Source organism: Niveispirillum sp. FG148, assembly GCF_057809655.1.
In genome coordinates this window covers 58,211-71,535 of sequence record NZ_JBMDKJ010000002.1, presented here as the reverse complement: position 1 = coordinate 71,535, position 13,325 = coordinate 58,211, and the positions used below count along the sequence as shown (strand labels likewise).

The 13,325-nt window shown below is 63.2% G+C and carries 12 protein-coding genes; 1 reads left to right on the top strand and 11 read right to left on the bottom strand.

The annotated features are described in order from the left end of the window. Positions 1 to 21 precede the first annotated feature (21 nt). Genes ACODTW_RS02195 through napE form a run of 6 tightly spaced genes read right to left on the bottom strand, consistent with a single transcriptional unit; the run spans position 22 to position 4,428 of the window. Positions 22 to 666 (bottom strand): NapC/NirT family cytochrome c, encoded by a 645-nt coding sequence (locus tag ACODTW_RS02195; protein WP_488944521.1) that lies wholly within the window; start codon positions 664 to 666, stop codon positions 22 to 24. Then, on the bottom strand, positions 666 to 1,196 hold the full coding sequence (locus ACODTW_RS02190) for a nitrate reductase cytochrome c-type subunit (RefSeq protein WP_488944520.1): 531 nt from the start codon (positions 1,194 to 1,196) through the stop codon (positions 666 to 668). Before ACODTW_RS02190 ends, ACODTW_RS02195 begins: the two co-directional genes overlap by 1 nt. A gap of 12 nt (positions 1,197 to 1,208) precedes the next feature. Then, a complete protein-coding gene (napA, locus tag ACODTW_RS02185; protein WP_488944236.1) occupies positions 1,209 to 3,710 on the bottom strand; it encodes a periplasmic nitrate reductase subunit alpha in 2,502 nt (833 codons plus the stop codon). Further along, positions 3,707 to 3,976 (bottom strand): chaperone NapD, encoded by a 270-nt coding sequence (locus ACODTW_RS02180; RefSeq protein WP_488944235.1) that lies wholly within the window; start codon positions 3,974 to 3,976, stop codon positions 3,707 to 3,709. Before ACODTW_RS02180 ends, napA begins: the two co-directional genes overlap by 4 nt. Then, the gene (locus ACODTW_RS02175; protein ID WP_488944234.1) at positions 3,966 to 4,262 is read right to left on the bottom strand and encodes a 4Fe-4S dicluster domain-containing protein; all 297 of its coding nucleotides are present in this window, start codon (positions 4,260 to 4,262) and stop codon (positions 3,966 to 3,968) included. Before ACODTW_RS02175 ends, ACODTW_RS02180 begins: the two co-directional genes overlap by 11 nt. Positions 4,263 to 4,275: 13 nt before the next feature. Further along, positions 4,276 to 4,428 (bottom strand): periplasmic nitrate reductase, NapE protein, encoded by a 153-nt coding sequence (napE, locus tag ACODTW_RS02170; RefSeq protein ID WP_488944233.1) that lies wholly within the window; start codon positions 4,426 to 4,428, stop codon positions 4,276 to 4,278. A gap of 416 nt (positions 4,429 to 4,844) precedes the next feature. Between napE and ACODTW_RS02165 the strand changes: the two genes are divergently transcribed. Further along, a complete protein-coding gene (locus ACODTW_RS02165; protein WP_488944232.1) occupies positions 4,845 to 5,738 on the top strand; it encodes an SDR family NAD(P)-dependent oxidoreductase in 894 nt (297 codons plus the stop codon). A 44-nt stretch (positions 5,739 to 5,782) separates the two neighbouring features. On the opposite strand, the gene ACODTW_RS02160 is transcribed toward ACODTW_RS02165, so the two are convergent. From ACODTW_RS02160 to ACODTW_RS02140, 5 genes are read right to left on the bottom strand one after another with little or no spacing between them, the layout of a single operon-like run. Continuing rightward, the gene (locus ACODTW_RS02160) at positions 5,783 to 6,469 is read right to left on the bottom strand and encodes a TetR/AcrR family transcriptional regulator (RefSeq protein ID WP_488944231.1); all 687 of its coding nucleotides are present in this window, start codon (positions 6,467 to 6,469) and stop codon (positions 5,783 to 5,785) included. Positions 6,470 to 6,529: 60 nt separating this feature from the next. Further along, positions 6,530 to 8,101 (bottom strand): AMP-binding protein, encoded by a 1,572-nt coding sequence (locus ACODTW_RS02155; RefSeq protein WP_488944230.1) that lies wholly within the window; start codon positions 8,099 to 8,101, stop codon positions 6,530 to 6,532. Then, on the bottom strand, positions 8,101 to 9,735 hold the full coding sequence (locus ACODTW_RS02150) for a carboxylesterase/lipase family protein (protein WP_488944229.1): 1,635 nt from the start codon (positions 9,733 to 9,735) through the stop codon (positions 8,101 to 8,103). Before ACODTW_RS02150 ends, ACODTW_RS02155 begins: the two co-directional genes overlap by 1 nt. Next, positions 9,735 to 11,054, bottom strand: coding sequence for a spinster family MFS transporter (locus ACODTW_RS02145; RefSeq protein WP_488944228.1), 1,320 nt, complete (start codon positions 11,052 to 11,054; stop codon positions 9,735 to 9,737). The genes ACODTW_RS02150 and ACODTW_RS02145 overlap by 1 nt, the downstream gene beginning before the upstream one ends. Positions 11,055 to 11,057: 3 nt before the next feature. Then, complete coding sequence (locus ACODTW_RS02140) at positions 11,058 to 13,319, bottom strand: TonB-dependent receptor (protein WP_488944227.1); 2,262 nt, start codon at positions 13,317 to 13,319, stop codon at positions 11,058 to 11,060. Positions 13,320 to 13,325 lie beyond the last annotated feature (6 nt).

Here is a 13,325-nt window from a genome sequence, read left to right as displayed (position 1 = left end):
TTGCGTTGCCGGCCGGCGGTATCAGGGTTGAGGTGCTGCCTGCTTGTCTGATGCTGGCATGGTCCAGATCGGCACACCCGTCATGTCGGGTAGACGGTGGGCAATGCCCTTGTGACAGTCGATGCAGGTGGCCTGACCCGTGAACAGGAACCGCTGATGCGCTTCCGCGCCGCGGGCACCCTGGCGGGTGATATCCATGCTGTCGGCGCTGTGGCAGTTACGGCATTCCAGGGAGTTATTGGCCTTCAGCCGGGCCCATTCATGGCCCGCCAACTCCTTGCGCTTGGCCTCGAACTTTTCCGGCGTATCGACGGTGCCAAAGACCTTGCCCCAGACTTCCTTGGATGCCTGCATCTTGCGGGCAATCTTATCCGTCCAGTTATGGGGCACATGGCAATCCGGGCAGGTGGCCCGCACGCCGGATCGGTTGGAATAATGGATGGTCTGCTTCAGGTCGGCATAGGGATTGTCCCGCATCTCGTGGCAGGAGATGCAGAAGGCTTCCTTGTTGGTCATTTCCAACGCGGTGTTGAAGCCGCCCCACCAGATGACGCCGGCCAAAAAGCCGCCGATGGTCAGGAAACCGATGCCCAGATGACCGGCAGGGCGGTTGAAGGCCGCCCAGACCATCCTGGCCAGATCCACGGCCCGCCGGATGATGCCCATCATTTGCCCTCCGTTACCGGGGAATGGGCATCGCGGATCACGCTGTCCACGTCACGGAAGGTATTGACCACGCGCGGCTGCGCCTCCGTCTGCGGCACATGGCATTGCAGGCAGAAATAGCGGCGCGTGGACACGGCCCCCAGCACCTGCCCGTCGCGATCCTGGAAGTGGGTGACGGAGATCATGGGTGCCTGACTGTCGCCCGTGAATTCACGGGCGTGGCAGGTCAGGCACTTGTTGGCGCGCAGGTCCAGCTGATAACCGGCAATGGCGTGGGGGATGACGGGCGGCTGTTCGGGATAATTGCGCTGCCGGCGCTTATCATCCGTCGCGTCCTTGGGCATGGGTGGGGCTTCCTGCACCGTCAGGCCTTCGGCCCCGGTGAAAGCAGGGCGGCCGCTGGCCTTCACATCACGGGTGCTGGCCGTGGTCGCGGTGGTCGCGGGATCGGTGGCCAGCGCCCGCTGGGCCAGCGGCATGGCCAGCAGCGGCAGGGCCGCCAGCAGGGCCAGCAACAGGGGGGTGCGCAGCTTTTTCATGGCTCAGGCCCCTTCAACCGGCGTGATGCGCACGGCACATTTCTTGAAGTCGGTCTGCTTGGAAATCGGGTCGGTGGCGTCCAGCGTGACGCGGTTGATGAGAACGTCCGCATCGAACCAGGGCACGAAGACCAGGCCGCGCGGCGGCTTGTTACGCCCACGGGTTTCCACCCGCGCCCGTACCTGGCCCCGGCGCGACGCGACCAAAACCTCCTGTCCGCGCCGGATATTCAAGACCTGGGCGTCATCGGGGTGCATGTAGCAAAGGGCCTGCGGCACGGCCTTGTGCAGTTCCGGCACGCGCCGGGTCATGGACCCGGAATGCCAATGTTCCAGCACACGGCCGGTGCTGAGCCAGAAAGGATATTCCTTGTCCGGGCTTTCGGCCGGCGGTTCATAGGGCAGGGCAAAGATGCGGGCCTTGCCGTCCTTGTGACCATAGAACCGGAATCCTTCGCCGGCCGGCACATAGGGGTCGCTGCCTTCACGGAAGCGCCAGCGCGTCTCCTGCCCGTTGACCACCGGCCAGCGCAGACCCCGCTCCTCGTGATAACGCTCATAGGGGGCAAGGTCGTGCCCGTGGCCGCGGCCGAAGCTGGCATATTCCTCGAACAGGCCCTTTTGCAGATAGAAACCGAAGGCCTTCGCCTCCCGATTCTCATAGGCCGGGTCGCATTCGCCGACAGGGAACTTGTCCACCTGTCCATTGCGATAAAGGATGTCGTAAAGGGTCTTGCCGCGATATTCCGGGGCCTTGGCCAGCAATTCCTCCGGCCATACCTCTTCCACCTTGAAGCGTTTGGAGAATTCCACCAGCTGCCACAGGTCGGATTTGGCCTCGCCCGGCGCGTTCACCAGTTGATGCCAGACCTGGGTGCGGCGCTCGGCATTGCCATAGGCACCTTCCTTTTCCACCCACATGGCGGCGGGCAGGATCAGATCGGCCGCCATGGTGGTGACGGTGGGATAGGCGTCGGAGACGACGATGAAATTGTCGGGGTTTCGGTAGCCGGGCCAGGTTTCATTCCCCGTATTGGGGGCGGCCTGCATATTGTTGTTCACCTGCACCCAATAGCAGTTCAGCTTGCCGTCCTTCAGCATGCGGTCCTGCTGCACGGCATGGAAGCCGGGCTTGGCCGGGATCGTGCCCTCGGGCAGTTTCCACAGATGTTCGGCATGGGCGCGGTGTTCGGGGTTCGTCACCACCATGTCGGCCGGCAAGCGGTGGGAGAAGGTGCCCACCTCGCGCGCGGTGCCACAGGCACTGGGCTGGCCGGTCAGGGAGAAGGGGCTGTTGCCGGGCTGGGCGATCTTGCCGGTCAGCAGATGGATGTTATAGGCAAGATTGTTGGCCCAGACGCCGCGCGTATGCTGGTTGAAGCCCATAGTCCAAAAGCTGGTGACCTTGATCTTCGGATCTGCGTACAGCTCCGCCAGCGCCTTCAGCCGGGCCGCCGGCACACCGGATTGCGCGGCCACCTTCTCCAGCGTGTAAGGAGCGACGAACGCAGCATATTCCTCGAAACTGATCGGATCGGAATCGTTGGCCTTGCCGGCGTTTTCCGCGGCCTTTTCCAGCGGATGGTCGGGGCGCAGGCCATAACCGATATCGGTGCGGCCCTTCACGAAGGTCGTGTGCTTGCCCACGAACTCCTTGTTCACCCGCCCCGTCTGGATGATGTGGTTGGCGATGTAGTTCAGGATGGCCAGATCAGTCTGCGGCGTGAACACCATGGGAATGTCGGCCAATTCGAACGACCGGTGCTCGAACGTCGACAGCACGGCCACCTTGACATCGGGGTTGGCAAGACGGCGGTCGGTGACACGGGTCCACAGGACCGGATGCATCTCCGCCATATTGCTGCCCCACAGCACAAAGGCGTCGGCGGCTTCGATATCATCGTAGCAACCCATCGGCTCATCGATGCCGAAGGTGCGCATGAAGCCGGCCACGGCAGAGGCCATGCAGTGCCGGGCATTGGGGTCGATATTGTTGGACCGGAACCCGGCCTTCATCAGTTTGACTGCGGCATAGCCTTCATGCACGGTCCATTGGCCGGACCCGAACATGCCGATGGCCTCCGGCCCCTTAGCCTTCAGCGTCGCCTTCCATTTCTCCGCCATGATGTCGAAGGCCTGGTCCCAGGTGATGGGGGTGAATTCCCCATCCTTGGCATAGCGGCCGTCCTTCATCCGCAGCATGGGCATGGTCAACCGGTCCTGCCCATAGATGATCTTGGACAGGAAATAGCCCTTCACGCAGTTTAGGCCGCGATTGACCTCGGCCTTCTGGTCGCCGTGGGTGGCGACGATGCGCCCGTCCTTCACGCCAACCATGACGCTGCAGCCCGTGCCGCAGAAGCGGCAGGCGGCCTTGGACCATTTCATCTTGCTGTCAGCACCCGTGGGCAGTTGCGTGGCACCGGCCGGCAGGGTCAGGCCAGCGGTGGCGGCGGCCGTTGCAGCCGCCTGCGCCTTCAGATAGTCGCGTCGTGTCAGGGTCATGGCATCGGCTCCGCAAGGGCCGCCGCAGGTTCGGCGTGGTGATAGACGGGCAGGGCGCTGTAGACGCCGGGCAGGGCGTTGATGGCGTCCAGGGTTTCAGCGACGGCCCGGTCACTGGTCCTTTCGACCAGCACGATCAGGCGGCTGATGTCGCCCTGACTGGGTACGATTTCACAATCCAGGGTCAGCAGGCGAGCCGACAGGTCGGCGATGGCATCGGGGCGGGCATGGACGATGAAGCTGGAAATGTGGATTTCAGTGCCCATGCGCTTCCTCCAATGTGCCCATCAGGCTGATGGCACCGGCAGGGCAGGGGGGCAGACAGTCGCCGCACCCGGTGCAACGGTCGGCATCGACATCGCCGCGCGCCCGGCCACGCGGCAGCAGGTGGAACCGAATGGCACCCTCCGGGCAGGAATCCGCGCAGGTTCGGCAGTAGGCGCCGTTTTCCGCCAGGCAGGTGGCGGCAATGACAGCCAACGGCGCGGCCGGCTGTACCTCTGTATCAGGCCGGCGGCCGAACAGGGCGCGGCGGGACAGGTCGGTTTTCATTGGTACCCCTCCCTCACATGCCCGGCGGACCGGCAACCAGTTGGTACATCCAGACGGCAAATCCGAAGGCGCCCACGACCCCGACCGACAGGCCGGGGATCAGAACGAAGGCGAGGAACAGGAACTTCAGAAGCTCTTTCCGTCGTGTGTCGGGATTGGCGTGCATGACGTCCTGCCAGCAAGATTGTTTGCCAGGAAAATCAATACCGTGATGGACAGACGGCAGACATTGATCAGGATCAAATCAGAGCATGTATAGTAGACAATAAATAGATTTGATCCAGGCGAAAAAATGGATGATTTTTGTATTTATTGAGTATTGTGAATTATAAGATTGATAAATTTCTGAAATCATCTTGATAAATGTCAAGATTGGATTCCTGCTGTTTTTTCGCAATTTCTCTCTTCGGCAGCTGGATGGGCTTTCCGGTCGGTCACGCTGTCGGACGGCAGCGTTCCGCCTGATGTCCGGTTGCGATCTGGCTGACTTGCGGCTTACGCCATAAAATATTCACTATCTTGATAGTGAATATTATTTCAGCTATACAGGCGCACCAAAACCGGAAAGAGGAGCGCCCGGGAATGATGTTGAAGGGACGGATCGCAATTGTGACGGGGGCCGGCGGGGGCCTGGGACGGCAGCATGCCTTGTTCCTGGCCCGCCAGGGCGCGAAAGTTGTTATCAACGACCTCAGCCAGGAAGCAGCCAACGCCGTCGCGGTAGAGATCGCCGCGGCCGGTGGCGATGCGATGGCCATTGCCGGGTCGGTGACGGACGAGGCTGCCGTGGCGACCCTGGTCGCCCGAACCCTGGATGAATGGCGCCGCATCGACATCCTGGTCAACAATGCCGGCATCCTGCGTGACAAGAGCTTTGCCAAGATGGGGTTGGATGATTTCCGCCTGGTGCTGGAGGTGCATCTGATGGGGGCCGTGATCTGCACCAAGGCGGTGTGGGAAGTCATGCGGGCCCAGCGTCATGGTCGCATCGTCATGACCACGTCGTCTTCCGGTCTTTACGGCAATTTCGGACAGGCGAATTACGGGGCAGCCAAGATGGCCCTGGTCGGCCTGATGCAGACCCTGGGCATCGAGGGGGAGAAGCATAATATCCGCGTGAACTGCCTGGCGCCCACGGCTGCCACGCAGATGACGGACGGCGTGCTTTCCGGAGACAGCCTGGAACGGCTTCATCCGTCGCTGGTCAGCCCGGCGCTGCTGCCGCTGGTGTGCGATGATGCGCCGACGCGCACCATCCTGTGTGCCGGCGCCGGCCATTTCGCCACAGCCAACATCACCCTGACCCAGGGTTGCCATATCGGCAGCGGTGCGGATGCAGGCGAGCAGGTGGTGGAGCGGCTGGCTGCGGTGACTGACCGCACCGGCGACATCGTGCCCACTTATGGCTTCATGCAGGCCGAACGCGAACTGGCGTCCAGCGGTTGGACGGCACCGGTGGCCGCAGTGACACGGTAGATGGAATGCCCCCGCCGGGTCGTCGGCGGGGGCCAAGACCGGGTTCACCCTTGCCGCGGCTTGCAGACTTCCTTGAAGCCTGCTGCCATGAACGCAGCCATGCGGGCCTTCACTGCGGCGAAATCATCGGATTTGCAGACACCGCCAGACAGCTTGTCGATACGCCCCGTCCGTGCCAGGGTCAGCAGCAAAGCCCCCGTCACGAAATGGTAGCCCCAGAAGATGTCCTCTTCCGCACAGCCGGGCAGGGCCTTCTTCAGCAGTTCGATCAGGCGCAGCACGACCGGATCGAAATGTTTGTCCATCAGCTCCGCCCCCCATTCCGGGGTATTGGCCACCTGGGCGCCCAGGGCCGCGTAATTTTTCCAGCCCTCTCCACCCTCGATATACAGATCCAGGTCGGTGTCCAGGAAGGCATGCAGCGCGCCCTCCACTGTGGGATGGCCGGCAGTGGCCTTCTCATATTCCTCCAGCACGGTCATGCGCCGTTCGCTGGTGACTGCGGCCCGACGGGCAAAGACCGCGTCGAACAGCTTCTTCTTATCCTCGAAATAATAGTTCAGCAGCGTGTGGTGGACCCCCACGCGCTGTGCCACATCCTTCAGCGTGACACCGTAAAGCCCATGCTTGGAGAAAAGATACTCCGCCTCGTCGAGGATCTGTTCCATCATCTCCGCGCGCTGCTCGGCCTTGGTCGAGCGCCGACGGGATTTCACCTGTTCAGACACCACTTGGTCTTTCCGTTGCTGCCTGTCCTGCCGATGGACGGCACGCTGGGGCTGTCCATCCGTTCACCGGGCGCCATATTGGACCCGCAGGCGCATTTTGTCGATCTTGCCGGTTCCCGCCAAAGGCATGCTGTCCAGCCGGATGATTTCGTCCGGCAACCACCAGGGCGCCACCTTGCCCAACAGCGGTGCCAGCAGATCAGCATCATCGATCGGGGCCCTGGTTTCCACCAGCAGCAAGGGACGTTCACCCCATTTGGGGTGGACACGACCGATGACGGCCACCAGCGACACCTGTGGCAGGGCGCCGACCAGCGCTTCGATCTCTGCCGGGTTGATCCATTCCCCTCCCGATTTGATCAGGTCCTTGGCCCGGCCCGTGATCATCAGATTGCCGGCCGCATCAATACGGGCGAGATCGCCCGTGGCGAACCAGCCGGCCGCATCCGTCGCCGGCTCCACCTGTCCGAAATAGCGATCGACGACGGCGATACCCCGCACGCGAAGATGCCCCTCGGCCCCGCGCTGTTCCGGCAGGGCGACACCGTCGGCGTCGGTCAGCAACAAATCCACCCCGACCGACGGCCGTCCCGACAGGGCAGCGTCACGCACGGGATCGTTGGCGGGTGCAACGGTGCCGGACGGCGACAATTCCGTCATGCCCCAACTGGTCTGAACAATGACACCCAGCCTTTGTTCGATCCGCTGCATCAGCGCCGGCGGCAGCGGGGATCCACCGACGATAATGCGGCGAAGGCTGGGCAGCGTGCCGCCTGTCGCTTCCAGATGTTCCACCAGCCCCAGCCAGACTGTCGGTACGCCGACCCCGACTGTCACCTGCTCGGACGCGATCAGGCGGGCCAGACTGGCACCGTCATTGTGCCGGCCGGGCAGCACCAGCCGCCCACCCACCGCCGGCACGGCAAAGGGCAGGCCCCAGGCATTGGCATGGAACATGGGTACCGCCACCAGCACACTGTCGCGGCCGGACAGGGCCATGACGTCGGTCTGCAGCAATTTCAGTGTATGCAGGAAACTGGAACGGTGGGTGTAGGTCACGCCCTTGGGTGCACCCGTTGTGCCCGAGGTGAAGCAAAGCCCCGATGGCGCCGTCTCCGTGAACCCACCCCACAGCACATCGGGTGATGCCGTCGCGATCAACGGTTCAAGCGTGGTGGCCTGAGGCCAGTCGGCCGGGGCCTCCCCATCAATGACCAGTATGGTGGACAGGCCGGGTGACAATGCCGCGATCTGTCGGGCCAGCGGCACCAGATCAGCGCTGACCACCAGGATGCGCGCCTGGGACTGGGCCAGCATGGACGCCAGTTGGTCAGCCGTCAGCCGTGGGTTCAGGGTGTGGCAAATGGCACCCGCTCCCATGATGGCATACCAGACTTCCACATGGCTCTGGCTGTTCCAGGCCAGCGTCGCCACCCGATCACCGGCCCGCATCCCGTATCCGACCAAAAGGGTTGTCACAGCCAGACTGCGTTCCATCAGCGACGCATAGCCGATGCGGGCGGGCTCCATCCCCTCCCGTGCCGTGACCAGTTTGGCATCTGGATGCCATTTCGCTGCGTGGCGCAGGAACTGGTCCAGCGTCAGCGGGAAATCCTGCATGGTTCCGTCCAGCATCAGCAAACATTCCCCTTGGGCGGCAACACAGGCGAGGCCACGCCGGTATTCCAGTTCCAGGGCATGGTGCCCGCCGCCCGACGCCGACAGACGGCCGTTTCATGCAGGGCGAACATGCCCGGTCGCATCCGTTCCCCCGGTTTGGCGACGTCGGAGAAGGCCATGTACCCTTCTGTCTTGCCGAATACCGGCCATGCCGGCTGCCCTTCTGCCGCTGGCCGGCCGGTGATGGCGAAGCTGGCCCAATAACTGTTCATGGCTGCGGACAGCCGGCGTTCGGCAGCGTTGTCCGGCACCTTGGGCCAGAGTGGCGGAGTGCGGTCGGCCGTGCCGAAAACATAAGGGATTTCGGCAGCGTGGAAGGCGTGCAGCCCCTTTTCGTCCGCCGCCGGGTAGCCATGGTCGAAAATATAGAGATAGGCGTTCTGGCCCAGCGCCGTCTGGTTGCGCGCCAGCCGTTCCGACGTCCAGCCATAGAGCGCGTCACGCGTGGTGGCCAGCATGCTTTCTTCGACATTGCCGGCCGGGTAGAGGTGCTGGAACAGGTCTGCCAGATCGCCGTACCGTTCCCGGATCGTCGCCTTATAGGCTGCGCCGTCCGCGGGCTTCTGTGGCAGCAGGAAACGCAGCGACCGGATTTCCCCGCTGTTGAAACCAGCCAGGATCGGGACCGGTGCCTGCTGCCCCTTGTCGAAAATCTCCACCAGCTGGGCCGGCAGCACCTTGCCATCGACGGTACCGAAGGGGATGTATCCGGCCTTCACCGCGTCCGCGGTCAGGGCTTCCGCGTCCATGGCGCGCAGGGCCGCGACATCGGCGGCCCCCACCTTGCCGGCCACATAGGTGCCGATCCCCTCGGCCGCGAACTCGCCATTGCGTGGCTGTTTCAGTTCGGGTGTGGAGATCATATAGGCGCTTTGCGCGATGGCCTTGGTGAACAGGCCCCGCGCCTGGGGAGAGGCCATCAGATACATGACCGACAGGGCGCCGGCGGACTCGCCCGCCACGGTGACCTTCCCGGAATCGCCGCCAAAGGCGCTGATATTGTCGCGGACCCAGCGCAGGGCGGCAATCTGGTCCAGCAGACCGTAATTGCCGGAGATGCCGTCGGGGCTCTCGGCACTCAACCCCGGATGCGCAAGATAACCCAGGATGCCCAGGCGGTAATTGATGGAGACGACAATCAGGCCCTGCCTGGCCAGGGCTGATCCGTCATACATCTCCTCATGCCCGTAACCGCCGGTCAGCGATCCGCCGTGGATCCAGACCAGCACGGGGGCGTTTTTCGTACCCTGCGGCGCCCAGATGTTCAGGAACAGGCAATCCTCCCCCATTTCCCGGGGTGGATTGGCGTAGATGCTGGCCAGACGTGGACGTGGCTGCACGCAGGCCCGGCCCGGCTCGCCCGCATCGCGAACCCCGGTCCAGACGGGCAGGGGTTCTGGCGCTTTCCAGCGGCGTTCGCCCACGGGCGGCAGGGCATAGGGAACGCCCTTGAAGACGGCCAGACCATCCTTGGCACGGCCCGCAAAGGTACCGGCTGGTGCGGTAACGGTAGGGGATTCCTGCGCCAGGGCGGCAAAGGACAGAAGGGCGGCTGCCGCACAGGCCCCAAGTCGAAGGGAAAGACGCATCAGCGACCTCCATTCCGGTTTGTCATCCCCTTCAGCACCCGCGCCAGCACCAGGAACAGGGCGATGGCGACGAAGTAGAAGGGAATCAGGGTGTAAAACGCGAGTTGCAGTGAGTTGTCCGGGTTGGCCGCGCGGAAATAGTCGCTGGCCGCCCCCAGATAGGTCGGCCCCAGGCCCAGCCCGATCAGGTTCATGACCAGCAGCAGCAAAGCACCAGACATGACCCGCTGATTGGGCCGCACCGCCTCCTGCACCAAGGCAACGGCAGGGGACAGGTAGAAATAATTGAAGAAGGTCGGCCCGATCAGGAACAGCAGCGCCAGTTCCCAGCCCGGCGCCCAGACGAAGCCCGCGAAGAAGGGCACGGCCCCAACCAAACCGACGGCCGGAATCAGGGCATAGGCCTCTCTGGACCGGCTACCGAACCGGTCGATCAGGCGGCCTGACGCGTACATGCCCAGGCTGATGCCGACCCCGATCAACAGCGCATAGTAGAGCGCCACCTCCTGCAGGCTCATCCCCTTTTCCCGCATCAGGAACAGGACGGTGAAATTCATCACGGCATAGGTGACGAACTGCGTAGCGCCGCAGGCCAGCGACAGCAGCACCAAGTCCTTGCGGCCGAAGAACATGGCTACCGTTTCCCCGAACCCGGCCTTTTCCGGGGCGACAGGTGCGGTTCCGGCCTCTGGTAGATCCAACCCGCCCCGCTTGGGCTCCCGGATTGTGGTCCAGACAAGAAGGGCAGCGGCGATGCCGACGACGCCCAGTACCACGAAGGCGCTGCGCCAACTGTAGGCCGCCGCGATGGAGGCACCGAAAGCCACGCCCAGCGCCTGGCCCAATGGCGGGCCCAGATTGAACAGGCCCAGTGCCGTGCCCCGACGCCCCGGCGGAAAATAATCGGTAATGATGGCATAGGAGGGGGGGACGCCACCGGCCTCCCCCACACCGACCGACATGCGGGCCAGCACCAACTGCGGATATGTCGATGACAGACCGCAGGCGACGGTTGCCGCACTCCACAACGCACAGGCGATCGACAGGACCCGCACCCGGTTGGTGCGATCGGCCAGCCAGGCCACCGGAATGGAGATGGTGCAGTAGAACAGCGCGAAATAGAGCCCGCTGATCAGTCCAAGCTGCCCATCCGTGACGCCCAGATCATCCTGGATCGGCTTGGCCAGGATGGAAAGAAGCTGCCGGTCCAGGAAGTTCAGCACATAGACAAAACACAGCGCACCCAGCACATACCAGGCGCGGGCGTCCGGCGGCGCACCAGCCGCCGGACCGTGCAGGGGGGACGGGTTTATCTTCATCGCTTAGTACTCGTACCCGATGCGGATACCCACGGTGCGCGGGCGCATGGTGCCGAAGCGGCTGGCCAGGAAGGCTTCCGGGTGGATGTAGGTGATCGAATGATCGTCGAACAGGTTCTCCACATAGGCCGTTCCCGTCCAGTTCCCCTTCGTGATCCCGAAGCTGGCGTTGACATTGCTGTAGCTGTCGGTGTGGCCATAGGTCGGGCTGACGCGTGTCGGCGCGCCCGGCACATTGGGGAAGGAGGAGGGGAAGGAGCCAACATGCTGCCAGTTCGCGGTAGCGAAACCATCCAGTTCCGGGGCCAGATTGACCCAGTACTGGGCAAAGACCGACCCCTGGAAGCGCGGGGACGACAGGCGCGCACCCTCCACCGCCCCGGAAATGGCGGCCTCCGCCGCTGACAGCTTTGTTACCTTGGCGGTATTTACCGATCCGTTCAGCCCGATGGTCAGGCCCGTGGCCGGGACGGCGGCGATTTCAAATTCGATGCCCTTGCTGCGGGCAGCACCGATATTGGTGGCGAACTGCACGCTGTCCGACGTCCGGTTGGCCTGCACCTGGATGTTTTTCCAGTCGATGTAGTAGGCCGCGAGGTGCGCCGTCAGCTTGCCATTCAGCCAGCGCCCCTTGAGCCCCAGCTCATAATTGGTCAGATCGTCAGAACTGGCTCCATAGGGGATGATCAGGTCGTTGGCGTTCACGACGCTGGGCCGCCCGGCATAGGCATTGACCACGGGCGCGCGGAAGCCGGTGGAGACGCTGGCATAGGTCGTGATGGCCTCGTTGGCCCGATAGGAAGCGCTGACCTTGTAGGAAGGTTTGGAGCCCTTGGCCTTCACGCCCGTCGCCGGCGCGATGGGGACCATGGTCAACGCGCCGGACTGTCCGGTCAGGGCCCAGGTCAGGTACGCGGAATTATAGCCGCCTTCCGTAAAGCCCTGCGCGTCCAGCCGGCCGTAGCGCAGACCACCGGTCAACCAGAACTTCTCATTGACGTGATAGGTCAGCTCTCCGAACCCGGCCAGTTCATGCGAAATCGTGTGAACGTACTGCCGCTGGTAATATTCGTCCGGAAGGCCGGTGATGCGCCGCGCCGCCAGGAATGCCGGGGAAGAGCGATAGAAATAATCCACGTCATGCCGACGATCCAGGTAAAAGCCGCCGATGGTCCAGTCCCAGTCGCCACCCGGATCGGAGGCCAACCGTACTTCCTCCACGAACGTGTCCTGATATCCGTTGGCGTCCAGGCCGAAGGCAATGGCGCCACCGAAAGTGCCGGCAAGGTCGACATGGAATTTCTGGTCGAAGGTGGAATATGTGGTGGAACTGACCAGCTTGGCCCCGTCGAACTGGTATTCCACAGTGCCATTGTAGGTCGTCAGGACACCCGAATAGAGGTCGGGCCGGTCGGAGATGCGCTTTTCCTCACCCAGAGACGGGCTTGTCAGCGAACTGTCCCGCGGATTGCTGTCCTCACGCGATACCAGCAGGCGCACTGACATCTGCTCGGCCGGCTTCCATTGCAGGATGGCCCTTCCGCCCCAGCTTTCCAACGTATTGGAATTGTGGATGCCGGTGCCGACATTGTCGAGATAGCCTTCCTCATGCCGGTAGAAGCCGACCATGCGCAACGCCAGCTTATCCTCCACCAGAGGTGTGTTCAGCATCAGATTGTAGCGTTGGCGCAGGCTGTCCGACCCGGTCAGGCCGAAATCCGTTTGCGCCGCGGCGTCGAATTTCCGCAGATCGGGGCTTTTGGTCAGGATGCGCATGGCACCCGACAAGGAACCGGAGCCGAACAGCGTTCCTTGCGGCCCGCGCAGGAATTCCACCCGCTCCACATCGAACAGCGTAGGGTCCAGCACCGTGGTGTTGCCAATGGTCGAGATGGGCAGTTCGTCGATATAGACCGCCACCGTGCTTTGCAGGTTGGCGCCGTAACCGTTGGTGGCGATGCCGCGGGCCGTGAAATTGTTAAAATTGGCGCTTGGCCGGTTCAGGACGACACCCGGCGTTTCGCGCGCCAGCCCTTCATAGCCGACTACACCCTTGATCGTCAGGTCTTCCTGCGAGAAGGCGGTGATGGACAGGGGGACTTCGCTGATATTCTGGGCGCGGCGGGTGGCCGTCACGATGATTTCCTGCAGCGCGTCTTCCTGCGTCGCAGCCTTGCGCGGTGACGGCGCGTCCTGCGCCATTGCATGGGACGAAATGGTGGTCAGCGCGACCGCGCAGGCGGACGCGAGCAGCTTGGCCCTCATGTGAAG